Source organism: Neorickettsia risticii str. Illinois (assembly GCF_000022525.1).
Taxonomy (GTDB): Bacteria; Pseudomonadota; Alphaproteobacteria; order Rickettsiales; family Anaplasmataceae; genus Neorickettsia; species Neorickettsia risticii.
In genome coordinates, this window is sequence record NC_013009.1 from 466893 (window position 1) to 483620 (window position 16728).

The 16728-nt window shown below is 40.4% G+C and carries 13 protein-coding genes and 1 tRNA gene; 6 read left to right on the forward strand and 8 right to left on the reverse strand.

Going from position 1 to position 16728, the window contains the following annotated elements; genetic code table 11:
• Positions 1-3 precede the first annotated feature (3 nt).
• The 4 genes from NRI_RS02200 to recA are packed head-to-tail and all read right to left on the reverse strand — an operon-like array spanning position 4 to position 2379.
• Complete coding sequence (locus NRI_RS02200) at positions 4-441, reverse strand: MlaD family protein (protein WP_041351617.1); 438 nt, start codon at positions 439-441, stop codon at positions 4-6.
• 22 nt (positions 442-463) lie between these two features.
• Positions 464-727, reverse strand: coding sequence for an NADH-ubiquinone oxidoreductase subunit NDUFA12 family protein (locus tag NRI_RS02205; protein WP_015816372.1), 264 nt, complete (start codon positions 725-727; stop codon positions 464-466).
• A 9-nt stretch (positions 728-736) separates the two neighbouring features.
• Complete coding sequence (locus tag NRI_RS02210; protein WP_041351469.1) at positions 737-1357, reverse strand: ribonuclease D; 621 nt, start codon at positions 1355-1357, stop codon at positions 737-739.
• Positions 1358-1395: 38 nt separating this feature from the next.
• The gene (gene recA / locus NRI_RS02215; protein ID WP_015816374.1) at positions 1396-2379 is read right to left on the reverse strand and encodes a recombinase RecA; all 984 of its coding nucleotides are present in this window, start codon (positions 2377-2379) and stop codon (positions 1396-1398) included.
• Between the two features lie 206 nt (positions 2380-2585).
• On the opposite strand from recA, the gene NRI_RS02220 reads away from it, so the two are divergent.
• Together NRI_RS02220 and NRI_RS02225 are read left to right on the forward strand one after the other, a co-directional pair.
• A complete protein-coding gene (locus NRI_RS02220; RefSeq protein WP_015816375.1) occupies positions 2586-4145 on the forward strand; it encodes a sensor histidine kinase in 1560 nt (519 codons plus the stop codon).
• A 54-nt stretch (positions 4146-4199) separates the two neighbouring features.
• Positions 4200-4289 (forward strand) — tRNA-Ser (locus NRI_RS02225).
• Positions 4290-4593: 304 nt separating this feature from the next.
• On the opposite strand, the gene NRI_RS02230 is transcribed toward NRI_RS02225, so the two are convergent.
• Positions 4594-5358: a succinate dehydrogenase iron-sulfur subunit gene (locus NRI_RS02230; RefSeq protein WP_015816377.1), complete on the reverse strand. Its 765-nt coding sequence runs from the start codon at positions 5356-5358 to the stop codon at positions 4594-4596.
• 280 nt (positions 5359-5638) lie between these two features.
• Between NRI_RS02230 and dnaJ the strand changes: the two genes are divergently transcribed.
• Positions 5639-6778, forward strand: coding sequence for a molecular chaperone DnaJ (gene dnaJ / locus NRI_RS02235; protein WP_015816378.1), 1140 nt, complete (start codon positions 5639-5641; stop codon positions 6776-6778).
• Between the two features lie 71 nt (positions 6779-6849).
• Here dnaJ and der read toward each other — a convergent pair whose 3' ends face one another.
• Positions 6850-8271, reverse strand: a complete 1422-nt coding sequence (gene der, locus NRI_RS02240; protein ID WP_041351470.1) for a ribosome biogenesis GTPase Der — start codon at positions 8269-8271, stop codon at positions 6850-6852.
• A 663-nt stretch (positions 8272-8934) separates the two neighbouring features.
• Here der and ileS point away from each other — a divergent pair.
• The 3 genes from ileS (at position 8935) to NRI_RS02255 (ending at position 13888) form a co-directional block, all read left to right on the forward strand.
• A complete protein-coding gene (ileS, locus tag NRI_RS02245) occupies positions 8935-12072 on the forward strand; it encodes an isoleucine--tRNA ligase (protein WP_015816380.1) in 3138 nt (1045 codons plus the stop codon).
• A 2-nt stretch (positions 12073-12074) separates the two neighbouring features.
• A complete protein-coding gene (gene pyrE, locus NRI_RS02250; protein WP_015816381.1) occupies positions 12075-12698 on the forward strand; it encodes an orotate phosphoribosyltransferase in 624 nt (207 codons plus the stop codon).
• A 161-nt stretch (positions 12699-12859) separates the two neighbouring features.
• Positions 12860-13888: a hypothetical protein gene (locus NRI_RS02255; protein WP_015816382.1), complete on the forward strand. Its 1029-nt coding sequence runs from the start codon at positions 12860-12862 to the stop codon at positions 13886-13888.
• 83 nt (positions 13889-13971) lie between these two features.
• Here NRI_RS02255 and ffh read toward each other — a convergent pair whose 3' ends face one another.
• Positions 13972-15321: a signal recognition particle protein gene (gene ffh, locus NRI_RS02260; RefSeq protein ID WP_015816383.1), complete on the reverse strand. Its 1350-nt coding sequence runs from the start codon at positions 15319-15321 to the stop codon at positions 13972-13974.
• 6 nt (positions 15322-15327) lie between these two features.
• The gene (locus tag NRI_RS02265; RefSeq protein WP_187146000.1) at positions 15328-16650 is read right to left on the reverse strand and encodes a hypothetical protein; all 1323 of its coding nucleotides are present in this window, start codon (positions 16648-16650) and stop codon (positions 15328-15330) included.
• Positions 16651-16728: the final 78 nt, after the last annotated feature.

A 16728-nucleotide genomic window follows, 5' to 3' on the forward strand; every position in this document is an offset into this window, starting at 1 on the left:
CGTCTATCTAAGCTTTAGCGTTATTATCGACCTAAGGATTTTTTCCATATCCAGTGCGGAGCGCGTCCTCTCAAATGTTCCGCCTGGTGGGAGTACCTCACTGCTTGTACCCGGGTCTATGTTAATGTGCTTTGTGGTAGACAAGATGTTTCCTGCCGAAACCATTGCTACGCTATCACTCGGCAGGCGAATTCTTTCACTAACACACATTCTTATATGCACCATAAATGAGTCCTCTATGGAAACCTCTGTAACTCTGCCAACCTTTACACCAGAAAGGAAAACATCGCTGCCGATTGAAAGACCCGATGCATTATCAAATATAGCATTTAATTCATAACAATCACTTCTTTTTAGAAGAGAGAAGTTACTACTCAGAAAAACAAAAATAAGAGCCGACACTAAAAGAACAAGTGTCCCAGAAAAAAACCTCAGATCCATACCGATAAGCGACACTACTATGCTATGGCCTCCACGGTACATAAGGCAAAGCACCTACTTCATCCCTTGCCGAAGTCTCACCCAACCCACAAAACCGCGATGCTTCAGTAGAGGATGAACCATCCGGAACAAAATCAACAGCGTGGTGAAGCCAAAGATGCCACTCAAAAGCAATCTTGGTTGGATCACACTCACTTGTTGCATACCGAACAAACCTCCGACTACCACGCTTGTAATAACGATTCCCTGCATTATCAACACCAACCAGCGTGTCCTTACAAAACATATTTAAACCTCAAATCTTATGGCTGAATATATCCTGATTCTCCCATCCAAGTAAATCTAGTTCTGCTCTATAGGGTAAAAACTGGAAACACGCCTGCGCAAGCTCAATCCTCTTTTCTCTCTTTAACATCACATCCAAGGCTTCTTTTATTGCATGCAAATACAACACATCAGAGGCAGCATAGCTCATTTGTTCTCGCGTCAAGGAGGCTGAACCCCAATCCGAACTCTGCTTACCCTTGTTAAGCCTCACACCCAATAGATCTGAGCAAAGCTCCTTAAGACTATGATGATCTGTATACGTTCTAACAAGTCTGGAAGCTATTTTCGTGCAGTAACAATTCTCTGTCAAAACACCAAGGTAGTGGCGCAAGATCGCTATATCAAACCTTGCAAAATGGAAAATCTTGATGACCGCAGGGTCAACGATCAAACTCTTGAGCCGTGGAGCAGAATAGTCCGTACCATTGAACCTCACCAGATGGGCTGTACCATCACCTGTAGACAGTTGCACAAGACACAGTCTGTCCCTTCGATTTACGAGCCCCATAGACTCCGTGTCAACTGCAATCGCGTCAGACAGAGGGAAGTCAGCGGGCACATCACCCTCATAGATATAATACTTATTCACGGTCGGTAAAAAAACTAAAATATAAATCACACTGCACGCTACGTTGCAATAAGCAGCAGGGAATCCCTCACTTTCCCCTCTAACTCCGCTGCTAGCTCCTTATTCTCTTTTAAGAACTGCTTCACATTTTCCTTACCCTGACCAAGCTTAACATCCCCGTACGAATAATATGAACCTGCCTTTTCTATTATTTTGTTGCGTACACCAATCTCGATTATTTCACCAAACTTCGAAATACCCTCAGTGTAAATGATATCAAACTCAGCTTGTTTAAACGGAGGTGCTACCTTATTTTTAACCACCTTTACCCGCGTCTGGTTACCCACAACATCCTCTTTATCCTTAATTGAACCAATTTTGCGAATATCAATCCTGACGGACGAATAGAATTTCAATGCATTGCCCCCCGTCGTTGTTTCGGGACTACCAAACATAACACCAATCTTCATCCGGATCTGGTTAATAAACACAACAACGCAGTTGCTACGAGATACGGAAGCTGTGATTTTTCGGAGTGCCTGACTAAGCAACCTAGCCTGAAGCCCAACATGTAGATCCCCCATTTCTCCTTCTATCTCTGCTCTTGGGGTAAGAGCAGCAACAGAATCGACAACTATCACATCAACTGCACCAGACTTAATAAGACTGTCTACTATCTCCAAGGCTTGCTCGCCAGTATCCGGCTGCGAAATTAATAGCTCTTCAATTTTAACACCTAATCTTTTTGCATAAACAGGATCCAAAGCATGCTCAGCATCAACAAATGCACACGTTCCGCCGTTTTTCTGCGCTTCAGCTATTATGTGAAGCGTAAGCGTAGTCTTCCCAGAACTTTCCGGTCCAAATATCTCAATAATTCGCCCCTTTGGTATACCTCCACCGAGAGCACTATCCAACCCTATGGAACCTGTAGAAATACACTCCACCGAAGCCGGCTCCTGACTAAAAGTCATTATGGAACCTTTCCCAAACATTTTTTCAATCTGAGCCACAACGCCCTTAAGCGCATCTTCCCTGTCCATTAAAAATCAACTCGCAACCCTCACGCTCCCAGACATTGTATGACACAATTTACTTAGGAACAATGCCATTACTACACTAGCATCAGCTATGTAAATCTCTTCTACTCCGTCGTACCTCTAAGCTACATAATTTAGCAAACTATCTATATTTTTCATTACATTTGGTTATTATAAGCAGAGAAAGCACCATATACAGTGTATACAAAATGATCTTTCACAAATATGATCCCAAACCTGAAAGATACATTCGGTACGTTAAATTACTTCTTTCGGTTCTTGCACTGGTCAGTTTTTATTTTTCTTTGACCCACAATAAAGACGCCATCACAAACCATAACGCAATCCGTTCTATTGAGTCCTCTGTCATATTCAGTGTTGCACAGAACACAATAGAAAGTTTCTACTCGGCTGTACAGAACGAGATTTCCATTGTTCGCTTCCTCGTTGAGAGCGGAATGCCTATCAGCTCAAACAGCAAGCACTTAAGCACGCTTCTTCAGTATGGTGAATTCATCGGGCTTGGTGAAAGTGGTAAGACAACTGGATATGAGTTCGGCCCGATACGGACGGAAATCTTTAAAGACATGCCAAGTGAATTAGTTACAATCGAAAATATTTCTTTAAAAAACTCTTCGTGTCTTCAGCATAAAAATTTTGATCAATTGGGTGGTGAAGTACGTCGTATGGTATATTACCTCCCGGCTGTGGCTCTTCTAGATAAACTAAAAGGAGCTTTGGTTGGACTAGAAGGAAAACAAAATTTCTCCATTGTAGATAAAAACTATAATGAGATATATCGACCGGATCCCCATATCCAAGATAGGAGTATGAAAGAATGCAGAAGTATTTATTCCTCCTTGGATAACGAGCTGTACTTTTGTCAATACGGACCAAGTCACGTAACATATGGTAGCGTCATTGCAAGGGTTATCAGTATTCTGCTACCTTTGTGCATTATTCTTTGGATATTTATCTTTTTAAAAAGGCTTGAGTTTGTATTTGTAGATAGCAGGACGCGTGGTTCAACAGGGAGGGAAACCAAAAATTCTTCCGTTCTAGGTCAAATAGCAACAAACTCAAGTCATTTTATTTCTTGCATCACACATGAATTGCGCACACCCCTAAATGTGATAATCGCATTTTCGGAGATGATAAAAGACGAGTGCCTTGGAACCATCACAAATAAAAAGTACGTATGCTATGGAGAGGAAATTTATAAATTTGGAACGAGCTTACTAAAAACCGTTGATAACCTAATCGATATAACAAAATCAAATAGCATGCTCATGATTCCGAAAAAGGGTTATGTGAGTGTCCAGCAAATAATAGCGGAAGCCGTAAGAAATTGTAGAACCTTCGCATTAACAAAAGAAATATCTCTTTGTAAAAGTATTGATGCAGATCTTCCGGAAATTTTTTTAGACCGCGATCAAGTCAAAAAGGCAATTACTAATATCTTAAGCAATGCAATTAAATTCAGCGAAAATGGCGCAACTGTTTCAATAAGGGCGTGTCAAAATTGTGAAGAAGGAAGCATTTCTATCACAATTGAAGATTCGGGAAGCGGTATGAAAGTTGTCAATGGTGTACCACAGTTAGAAAATTCCCTAACAAAGAAGGCAGATGGATTGGGAATAGGGTTGTTGTTATCAAGAAATATCATTCACCTCAACAACGGTTCTCTTGAGATATACTCTCAAGTTGGAAAAGGAACGAAAACCACAATTACCTTCAACCAGAAGCAAGCAGATGAGATGAAAAATTAGCGTGTCCTCATAACACGAATAGTAAAATGCGCAAAGATATTATACAATCTGCACGGAAGAGTGGCCGAGTGGTTGAAGGCGCACGCTTGGAAAGCGTGTTCAGGTGTGAACCATCTGACAAGGGTTCGAATCCCTTTTCTTCCGCCGCTGCTTGCTATGGCATACTTTCTACTTAGAGACTCGTTGTGATTGTCATAAATAGTTTTAGTGCACACTGCTCTCAAGAAGGGGCATGATAGCACAAGTTGTGAAAGCTCACTCAAGCATTAGCATCCTGATACGCAAAGAGCAAAGCTCCTAACCCACTACTTCTTCGTCCTTCACCGGAAAACACCAGAGACAGTTGCTATCCTCTAAATACCGCATGCACGCTGCCTCGCTGAGAAAATATAACCTCAAAGCACGAGCCAGGACCGATATGTAAAACGACACAAGCAAGTAATCAAAATTACCCCAAAACAATCATCTTCTTTATTTCGGCAATTGCCTTAGCCGGATTCAGACCTTTAGGACACGCCTGTGCACAATTCATGATCGTATGGCAACGATATAACCTAAATGAATCCGTTAAAAACTCAAGCCTCTCCTTCTTTTTTGAATCTCTGCTATCAACTAACCAACGATAGGCTTGTAGCAATGCAGCAGGACCAAGGTACTTATCACCATTCCACCAAAAACTTGGACAACTCGTCGAACAGCAGGCACATAGAATGCAATCATGCAGCCCAGTGAGCTTTTCCCTTTCCTCAGGCATCTGAAGATGTTCTTTTCCATCATTACTTTTTTCGGAGTGCAACCAAGGCTTTATGGAACGATAGTGCTGAAAAAACACGGTAAGATCGGTAACCAAATCCTTTAACACTCTCATATGAGGAAGAGGATAAATTCGAATCTCACCCTTGATTTCATCCATGCGTTTTGTACATGCAAGCGTGTTACGCCCATCGATGTTCATGGCACATGAGCCACAAACCCCCTCTCTACAAGAACGTCTGAAAGTTAAAGTAGGATCTACTTCATCTTTCACTTTGATGAGAGCATCTAAGATCATGGGCGAGCAGTCCTTCTCGTTCACGTAATAGATATCCCTTCTCGGGTTATCATCACCAGGAGAGAACCTGTACACGACTAACTTTCTTGCACCAGAAGAAGGAGAATTGTGAACTTTTCCCTCAACGACACGTGAATTTTCAGGTAGCCTAAACTGCGCCATGCTATAAAAAGTGATGAACCTGAACGAGATCCTAGCATTTTATCAGGAACAGGTAAATAAAGCGCGATTTAGACATTATGCCACAGCATAAATAAGATCATAGTTACGCATAGTTAGACAAGCATATGGATTAAAATGCCAATGCATCCTCCACCTTAATATTCTTTCATAAGGACAATACCAAAACTCATGATCTTACTTTTAATTATCACCTTGTTTTTTCTGATTACTATCCTTACCTATTGTAGGATTGCTGTTTACACTGATAGGTTCTCTTAGAATGCCAGAAAAGAAAAAAGATTACTACGAAACACTTGGCGTGAGTAAAAGTGCCTCGACCGAAGAAATAAGGAAGGCTTATAAGAAGCTTGCACTTCAATACCACCCAGATCGTAATAAGGGTGATAAGGAAGCAGCGGAAAAATTTAAAGAAATTGGTGAAGCGTACAGCGTCCTAAGTAACCCTGAAAAAAAGGCATCCTATGATCAATATGGACACTCGGCATTCAACGGAGGCGGTTTTGGAGGGGCAGGTGGTTTCTCTGCAGACTTCTCTGGCATGGACTTCTCAGATATTTTCAACGATCTTTTCGGAGGGGGAAGGACGCGTAGAACAAAGGCTGATTTCAACGAAATCATCAAGGAGGACGGCTCAGATTTGCGATATGATGTATCAATCACTCTAAGGGAGGCATTCGAAGGTAAGGAAGTAAAAATTTCCTACACAAAACTAGCAGAATGTGAGCAGTGTGGTAATACAGGATGTGAAGGAAAAATCAAACCGGTGCAATGCAGTACGTGTAATGGTGCAGGATCAATCAGGTCACAACAGGGCTTTTTTACTGTAGAAAGAAGCTGCAGTACCTGCAACGGCAGTGGAATGATTATTGAAAATCCATGCAAAAAATGTGCAGGCACAGGACGAATCAGGAAAAGTGTAACCACTTGTGCAAAAATACCGCGTGGAATAAGTGACGGTGCAAAAGTATTACTTAGAGGTCAAGGGGAAGCGGGCTCTAGAGGAGGTAAGCCAGGTGACTTGTATATGATTGTCCATATTAAACAGGACGAATTTTTCACACGTAAAAACAATGACCTTTATTGCGAAGTTCCAATAAGGATGTCTTTGGCAGCCCTAGGTGGAGAAATAGAAGTTCCATCATTAGAAGGTAAAAAGTTCAAGATCAAACTCCCAGAAGGATCTCAAACAGGTGATAAACTTAAACTCAAAGGAAGAGGTATGTATCTCCTTAACTCGGAGTATAGGGGTGATATGTATGTTCGACTCACTATAGAGACACCAGTAAAACTTACGAAAAAACAGAGAGAAATATTAGAAGAATTTGAGAAAGAATCGCTTGGGTGCAGCCCAAAGTCTGAGAAATTTTTTAGTAAGATTCGCTCTATGTTTGGCCTCTGAAAACTGGACCGTTTTAGTACTTTATTGATCTACCTGATGCCATTGTAAAACGCTTAAATTCGGAGTATTACTTACGAGGACTTTCCCATGCTGCTCTTACGATAAGTAGGTCTAGAACCAGGTGACGATCCTCTTCTGGATATCGATTCCATGTTTTTTTGTTTAGGAGGCCTGCTTTCCACGTATGGATTGGCGTTCTTTTTTAAAGTAAGGGTCACTGGAATACCATAAATCCGAAAATCTCTAACAAGTGAGTTCCTTATGTAATTTAGATATGACTCAGCAACAAGTTCAGGACGATTTGCACTCAGCACAAAAGCAAACTTATATAAGATTTTCTTTATATATTTAAGTTTCACTGGTTTGGAGTTCACCATAGGATGCGGGTGATGACGTATAATTTCTTGGAGCCACACATTCAATCGATGTGTCGGAATGTTTCGTTTTGAGTCATCATACAGCCTCCTACATTCGTCTAGTATGCAGGAAAAATCGCTCTCATGGAGACAGGAAATAAAAAATATCGGTATCTGCGAAGCAATTAATTTTTGCGCTTGCAGACTAATAAAGTCCTTGATACTTTCAAGTTCAGTTGCATTGACTGCATCTTTCTTATTCCCCACGAGTATCATTGGCTTACCTTGTTCTAGGATCTTATTCATAAGAAGGAAATCCTGTCGCTCCAGCGTGAAATTCGATATATCGCACATAAAAATCACTACATCACTCTCTGCTGAAGTACGTAATGCCCTTGAATTGCATATTTTTTCCAATCCATCAGTGACTCTTTGTTTTTTTCTCAAACCGGCAGTATCAACAAGTTCGAAGGTTGTACATTTCCACTGAAACTCATCACTTATCGGATCCCTTGTAGTACCTGCTATTGGTAGCACGAGGACACGATCTTTACCTATAAACTTGTTCATTAAACTGGACTTACCAACGTTTGGCTGACCTAAAATAGAGACTCTAATTCTCCTTTGTTTCTCAGAATCATTTTCCGGAATATCTAATTGCTCGGGTATAAAGGACTCGATATAAGAAATGAGCTCACTGAGACCTAATGAATGCTCGGCAGATATTAGAAAAACATTCTGAAAGCCAAAAAGTGAACAATCATCTCTATCCTTACGATCACTCTTGTTGCAAACCAAAACTATTTTACTATTTCCAGCATTCCTTCTAAGCCAACTGGCAAAAAGCATATCCTCGGAATCGATTTTATTATCAATCACAAAAAGAATCATATCGCTTTCCTTTATTGCGTACTCAGTTCTTTCAACCGTTTCTGGATGTTGTGGATTGAAACCTGCAGTATCAAGTAGAAGAAATGATTTCCCCTCGTTTAGTGAAATTTTTCTAACAACCACATCACGAGTGACTCCTTTTCTGTCCATGGTAATTGAACGTTTTTCCCTCGCCATCTTATTGAATAATGTCGATTTACCAACGTTGGCCTTTCCAACTATGGAAACTCTAAAGACGGACTGCATATTAAAGACGAAAAGGAGCAACTAGTTAGATGTTAACTTGTATGGAACACATCTAATAGCAATATAGCTGAATAAAGCTCAAAGAAGGAGAGGGCAAGATACTTTTGCTAATCCGCACATAACAATACTCATAAGAATAGACCAATAATATTCACCCTTGAGGAAGCTCAATGAAATAGCCACAAAAGTATCATTCTGTATAAACAGTTATAGAACATTGATTAGATCTTTTCCTAGAGGTTACCTAATCTGCTTTGCTAGAACCTTATTAACCCCAGAAATGGAAAGGGGAAAGCCTAGAAGGGTAGAACTTTGAGTTAAGAAAAAACGCAAGCGAAAAGTGAGAGTGCACTAATCACAGAGAGAACCACATCTATAACATCAAATAAAAGAAACTAGGAGATCCCAGTTTCGTACAAACAGGCTTTTCAAACAAAGGCAGCACAAAACCAGCCCTATGAGCATTATTAAGGCTGAATACGTCATGAATGAAAGTATCAGTTTAAGAAGGTTATGGAAATGATTTTAACACATACAAACCAATCATAAATGTGAAGTTCCCGTTCAAAGATTATTAAAAAAGGCCGATCTTGTCGTAGTACAACCTAATTGTGCTGCTACGCCCAATTAGCTAGAATTCTATGCAGGCATTACTAGTTCAAAATGAGTAACTCTTCTTACCGAGAAATTTCTCAAAATCTTTCTTTTGCGAAGATAGAAGAACAGATTCTGCAATTTTGGGAGAAAAATAGGGTTTTTGCTCATTCTGTCTCTTCAAGAACAGATAATGGAGAGTTCGTCTCTTATGATGGACCACCTTTTGCAAATGGATTGCCACATTATGGACACCTTCTTACCGGCTTCATTAAGGATACCGTAGCCAGATATCAGACGATGCTCGGCAAAAAAGTGGAAAGGAGATTCGGATGGGATTGTCACGGTTTGCCTGCGGAGATGTACACCGAAAAAACACTTAAGATTTCAGGAAAAGAGGCAATAAAAAACTTCGGGATAGATAAATTTAACGCGGAGTGCAAAAAATCAGTTTTACTTTTTTCATCTGAATGGGAGTACTACGTCACTAGACAAGGAAGATGGGTCGATTTTCACAACGACTACAAAACTATGGACCTTTCCTTTATGGAATCCGTCATTTGGGCATTTAGGGAGTTGTATAAAAAAGGTTTGATTTATGAATCCGTAAAGGTAGTGCCTTATAGCTGGGCATGCCAGACACCATTATCGAACTTCGAGACACGGCTGGATAACGCCTATAGGGAGAAAAAAAGTAAGTCTGTGACAGTCGCCTTTGAATTGGAAGAGGATTTATTTGGTGACGGTAAAACATCTTACCTGTTAGCATGGACCACAACACCTTGGACCCTACCTTCAAATATGATGCTTGGTATATCGGAGCATGTTGTCTATACCCGTGTTGAAAAGGATGGTAAGTACTATATCTCTTCTCAATCTTCAAACAAGGAAGTAGGTGGGATAATAGTTCCAAGCGAGCTCCTGGTTGGTAAAAGGTATAAGCCACTTTTCAAATTCTTCGCACACGAAAAAGAGAATGGTGCCTTTGTTATACAGTATGCAGACTTTGTAACGGACGAAGATGGAACCGGAATAGTACATATAGCACCTGGATTCGGTGAGGAAGACTTTGAGCTGGCGAAAAAACACGGGATAACAGTCGTTTGTCCTGTCGATGATGGAGCTAGATTTACATCTGAAGTGCCACAATTTGCCGGTAGGCATGTCTTTGAAACAAATGAGGATATCATTCTCATACTCAAAGAAAAAAAACAGCTCATTAAAATCGAGGAGTATGTTCACAGTTATCCACATTGCTGGCGTACTGATACTCCACTCATATACAGGGTTGTTCCGTCATGGTATTTGAGTGTCAGTAAAATAAAGGAGAGGATGCTCGAACTCAACGACAGTATTAATTGGATTCCTGCACACCTTAAAGAAGGTCTGGTAGGCAAATGGCTAGAAAATGCAAAGGATTGGGCAATTTCAAGAAACAGATTTTGGGGAACACCCGTACCAATATGGAAATCTACGGATCCATCTCATCCAAGAATTGATGTATATGGAAGCATAACTGAAATTGAGAAGGACTTCGGTGTGAAAATTACTGATCTACACAGACCTTTCATAGATACATTAACAAGAAAAAATCCGGATGATCCTACAGGGAAGTCATCCATGGTAAGAGTCGAATCAGTTCTGGACTGCTGGTTTGAATCAGGTTCAATGCCTTTTGCACAAGTTCACTATCCTTTTGAGAACAAAGAGTGGTTTGAGAAAAATTTCCCATCAGATTTCATTACAGAATATGTTGCGCAGACCCGTGGTTGGTTTTATACGCTCATGGTTCTTTCTGTAGCGCTTTTTGACAGCGTGCCGTTTAAAAATTGCCTTGCCCACGGGGTGATATTGGATAAAGACGGAAAAAAACTCTCTAAAAGACTGAATAATTATAAAGATCCAAAAGAATTATTCGACGAATATGGAGCTGACGCATTGCGCTTCCTAATGTTATCCTCTTCAGTAATGAATGGGGGTACTCTGTTGATAGACAAAGGTGGAGAAATAATCAAGGACGTTATTAGACTTCTTCTAAAGCCTCTCTACAGCGCATACAACTTTTTTGCAACGTATGCAAATTACCACTCAATACGTGTCCCGAATGGCATGAATGATTCCGCCAATTTACTCGATAGGTACATCTTGTCAGAGTACAGAGCATTTTCACAAAAAATTAGAAATGCAATGGATGGCTATCACATACAGTCTGCATGCAAAAATGTACTTAGTTTCATCGATACGCTCAATAATTGGTATATTAGACGCTCTAGGGAAAGGTTCGTGGCAGGAGAGCAGCAAGCCTTCGAAGTCCTACATTTTGTTCTTTCAGAAATGCTTAAGATAATCGCGCCGCTCCTTCCAATGAATGCGGAAAAGATTTGGATGGCATTGCACAATGATAAAACGACATCTGTACACCTAGAAAAATACCCAGAGGTTAATGTTTTACCTGAGGACGAAGAAATCATACAAACAATGCAATTAACAAGAGAAATATGCAATACAGCCTTTTCCATAAGGAACAAAAACGCCGTTAGAATAAGGCAGCCATTAAGACATCTCGAGGTTATAGGTAAAGTCAGCTCAACATTTACAGGAAACACCGAACTATTATCTATCCTGAAGGATGAGGCGAACGTAAAGTGCATTACCTTCAAAGAAAGTGATCCTCAAGTAAGGCAATCACTTAAACTAAACTTTCACGTTTTAGGCAAAAGATACCCAAAAGAAGTAAAACACATGATCAATGAACTCAAAAGTGGAAATTGGGAAAGTATACTCTCTGGCGAAGTATATCTCGGCGGTAGACTTCTGAAAAACGATGAATACGAGATTTCGGTTGTCTCCGAAAGCAGCAATACGGGACAAGTCGCTTCGTTTTGCCTAGCTGTAAAGTTGGACTTAAAACTAGATGAAGAACTGATGTCTGAAGGGAGATTCAGAGATCTAGTACGCATGATACAACAAACCAGGAAATCAGCTGGTCTAACAATAAAAGAAAAGGTCACAATAAAAGTGTATGCTCCAGCAGAATATCTTGACACACTTGAGAAGTTCAAGAGCTCGCTAATTGTATCAACATATGCGAATCAAATAATTGCAAATAGATCAAATAATTTCTCTGATTGCTCATTTATCGAAGAGATTTCACAGAAAATAAAAATTGGTATAATGAGGGAGGATAGCGCGTGCGGACATAGTTGATAATGGGGGTTTCTAACAAAGGCCAGGTGGAAGAAGAAGCACTACTTGATGAGCTTTACAACTCTGGCGCCATATTAAAGGGGCATTTCCTCCTTTCTTCCGGACTGCACAGCGATACGTATATACAGTGCGCTCTTTTACTGCAAAATCCACGGCGTACCTTTAAGTTCGCATCAGCTTTAGTGCAACTCATCCCTGAAAAAATCAAGAGTGCGATCGACTTAATCGTCGCACCAGCACTCGGTGGATTGATCATTGGATATGAGGTAGCACGCTTATTGGATAAAGATTTTGTCTTTTTTGAACGGTTTAACGGGGAACTCACTCTGAGACGCGGTTTTAAAGTCGAGAGTAAACAAAACGTTCTGCTCATAGAGGATGTAGTCACTACAGCCGGTTCTTCTATAGATGTTATACAAAAAATCCATGACCGCGGTGCAAGTGTAATCTTTGCAGCTTCAATAATAGACAGATCTGGAGGAGCCGCAGAAGAACGTTTTAAAAAGCACAGTTGCGAATTCCTTAGTGTCGTAAAACTAAGTTGTATCACATTTGATACAGCAAATATCCCGAAAGAATTGAGCAATGTTCCTTGTATAAGGCCGGGTTCTAATAATCTTAATTGACGGACACGTACTGAACAAATTCTAGCCAAGAATATCAATCTGCGTGGTGGTTCGCCATTTATTTTCCATAAGCAAAATTATGTGTGTAAGCGTTTGAGATAGACTAGAAATAACATCAGTGTTAGTTTAGAAAATTAGTATGTTTTGATAATGCGTAATGTATGGATCTACAAGAAATACAAAAGTTGGAAACCTCGCTCTTTAAGTTGCGCAAATCCGAAGGAGAGAAGTGGAACTTTAAATTGTTAAGCTGGTCTCAGAAGCGCGGTACTTTGAGTCTAGAATTCTCGGGTGCTGATGATGAGCACCTGGTTGTGGCGGTCGAGAAGAATAAGGATGGCTCTGTTGCCACTGGCAAGATTTTCACCAAAGTTCAGGAAACTATTGATTTAGGTGCCGACTACGCTTCCATACTTTTCTATGATGGTTCTACAGCAGCTCTGGTAACTGAGGGAAAGCCGTTTCAGCCTTCTTCCTTGCTCGGTTACTTTGGCGCTTTTTTTCAAGGCGTTAATTGTCGTCTTTCCCAAGTTAATTATCACGTCCTTAATGGCACGCTTTGTCTCTCTTTGTCAGGAGCTGTTCGTTCTCCCACAGTTGATGGGAAGTTTCTTTTATGGCCCTTCTCACAAGCTGAAATAAGTGTTGAAAGAGTGCGTGGGTCGTCACAATGCCGTTGCACAGTCAAAAAAATAAAGGCGGTAGAGCGTAATGCAAATTTGCATTACAGGTTTAATATTCCCGGTGCTTATATGGGTTTTGATAATAAGGATGCCCAGTATTTTATATCTGGGCGTGGGATACTGCTTTCGCACGGCGAGCTTTCAGACTTCTCAGATCAATCAAAATGTTTCGCTGCTCCTATGGGGATATTGAATAGCTTGTTAACTTACTTGAATAGGAATTGCACTTTTGCGCAAGTACGGTCATGGCTTTTCCACAGTGGAAAAGAGCCGGCTTCTACTGCTTCAGCTAATGCTATAATTCATTCAGGCCAGTGTAGCTCCCAAGATAATCAGTTGGCTCATCAGAGACTGAGTAAAGCCATCGACTCCAAAGTGGATAGAGAATCCGAGAGTAAAGGCCTTCCTCATACAAGAAAATTATCTACCGAAGGCACTTCCAAACCGGTATCTGAGATGAGCGACGCTTCAACAATAACACATTATTTTCCTAAAGTGCGTAGGTGATACGCACGGGGGTCCCGCTTTTTACTTCTGATTCCTCGGATACTACCCATCTGTGGGGCCCCCTTCTCTCTTTCTTGTTTACGTTATTTCCTGAGTAATTCTTCGAGATCGTGCATGGCTTTGTCATTTGTTGCGCCTACTTTTCCTATTTTTAGAGCGAGCAGGCGAGCTTTCTCAAAGTTTTTTATTAACTTGTTTACTTCGTATATCTTGACTCCCGACCCGCTTGCTATGCGTGATTTGCGTGACTGGTTAATTGAATCGAGACACGCTCTCTCTCTCTTTGTCATACTGCCTATCATGGCCAGATTTTTCTTCAGGGTTGTATCATCGACGAGGTGCTCTGATGGAACCTTATTAACTCCAGGAATAAAACGTAAAAGTTTAGCTATTCCACCAAGCTTATCGATGCTTTTCAGCTGTAGCACAAGATCATCATAGTCGAACTTACCAGCTTCGATTCTTTTTCTCATAGAACCTATTCTCTCTTCACCAACTTCAGACGAAGCATATTCAACCAGGGAGGCAATATCTCCAGCCCCCATTATTCTTCCCGCCATACGTTCCGGGTGAAATTCTTCTAAATCATTAACCCTTTCTCCAGCACCACAAAATCTAATGGGAAGACCAACAGATTGCCTAACTGAAAGCACTGAACCAACGCGTGCATCGCTGTCCAGCCTGCTCACTATTACCCCAGTTGTACCGATCTCTGAGTGAAATGTCTTCGCAACATTAAGTGAATCTTGCCCCATCATCGCATCTAGAACCTGAAATATCTCGGAAGGCTGTAAGCAATTCTTAATCACTCTCAACTCTTCCATAAGCACGGAATCAATTTGCGAACGTCCAGCAGTGTCAACTATGAGTACATCATAATTTTCATTGCTATTATTGAATAAATCTAATGTTTTCTTTACGATCGCATCGACATCCTCACCTTCCACTATAGGAACACTATCGACGTCAATTTGCTTTGCAAGAATTTCAAGCTGTTTCCTGGCTGCAGGCCTATAGATATCTACAGAAGATAAAAGAATATTTTTTTTAAATTTTTTCCGAATCAACAGAGCTAACTTTGCTGCAGTTGTCGTCTTCCCAACTCCCTGTAAGCCAACAAACATAAATATCTGTTTCCCAAATTTCGGGAATTCAAATTTCTGCGATTCACCTCCCAAAATTTTTACCAATTCCTCTTTTACAACACTTCCGATTACCGCTGGTGTCGAGATCCCCTTAACACGAGACTTCCCAATAACCGATTCTTTTACATTTGCGATAAACTGTTTAGTTACAGGAAGACTAACATCTGCCTCGAGAAACGTCAGACGCAATTTCCGAACAAAATCGTCAAACTCCTTTTCGGTAATCACTCCTCTGTTCTTTATTCCATCCAGTGCACCACCAATTTTTTTAGAAAGTGAATCAAACATAACAAATCAAACCCCTGCAAAGAGAAACAATACAACAACAATGCTCATTAAAAAAATCACAATACTAAGCGACAATGAGTCTAAACAACTACAGGTCGTTGGAATCACTGATCCAAACAAAGCGCACAGTCCTCGAACAGCCGAGTTCCAAAGAAAAAACAAATGCTTTTCCATTTTTGAAGTAAGCCGATTAAGTGCCAGTGAACTCGATCGTAGTAGTGCATTCAATTCTAAAAGGAGCATATGCACCGTACCTGAGAAAAGAAAATATAGGACGGCAGTACTAAGAACTACCGCTAGCACTATAAAAAACTCAACAAGATCATGAAGCCAAGTGGTGAAAGAAAGAAACAAATAGATACAAACGCACGCAATACAGAACCTTTCACCTAAAGAAGCTTCAAAAGTTTTGTTGTTGATCCTTCCACTGGCAGCATAGCAACAGTATAACAACCTTACTGGTATCATAGAAGTGAAAAGAGCTTGCAAAAAGAAGACTGTGATTTTTCCTCCGTATCCAAAGGACTGCAAAAAAAGAAAACCAGAGCTCAAAGGAGAAATAAAACTCGCGGAAATTGCAATAAAAGATGCAAATAAAGGAATCGGTGAAAGAAAGCGAAATTTTGTCACTTTTGTAAATGTATCTACACCCGACCTCAAAAAGAGTGAACAAACAAAATACACCACCAACTGATAAACAGCAGAGATGAAAATACAATGATATACATAACTTATAGAGCAGTGCAGTATGATACCTGTTAAACCCACCTGCCCTATTTGGTTTACCATAAGTGCATCTAGTAGCTTTTTCTCAATCGTCATCCGGTAAAATGCATATAGCAACGTGAAAAAACTTAAGACGAATAAAAATTCACTGTGGCCAATGCCGATTTTCCCAATTAAGGCTAGCGGCAATGTATATGTGAAGATGCTAAAAAATGGAAGGAAGAGTGCTCCAGTACTTACATACGCACCTTTCATTACTGGAGCCATGATAAACACACCAGCATAGAGAAAAAGTAAACTTCCGAATAACTTTCCCTTCACATCATGAAGATGTAAAAAATTAATGTTATCCGCCGCAAAAGAAAGGTCATGAGGTATGAGCACAGCCATAGCAGTAGCTACGGCAAAACTGCATGCCGCATATGTAACGGCTCCTTTTACATTACCCCGCGAAGCAATTAACGTCGAGTATATCAGCGAAAGAGTCTCAAGGCCCAATAAAATATAAAATAAGTTGTTCTGAAAAAATGTAAAAAGACAAGCAAGTAAAATTAATGTGCTGCTGACTTTCTCAAAAGTGTTCAACTTAAAGAAAAAAAACACAAAGATACAGAAAAAAACTGAAGTCGCAGAAATAAAAAAAAGACTGCTCACAGCATCAAGCACCACAGAAGGATCCTT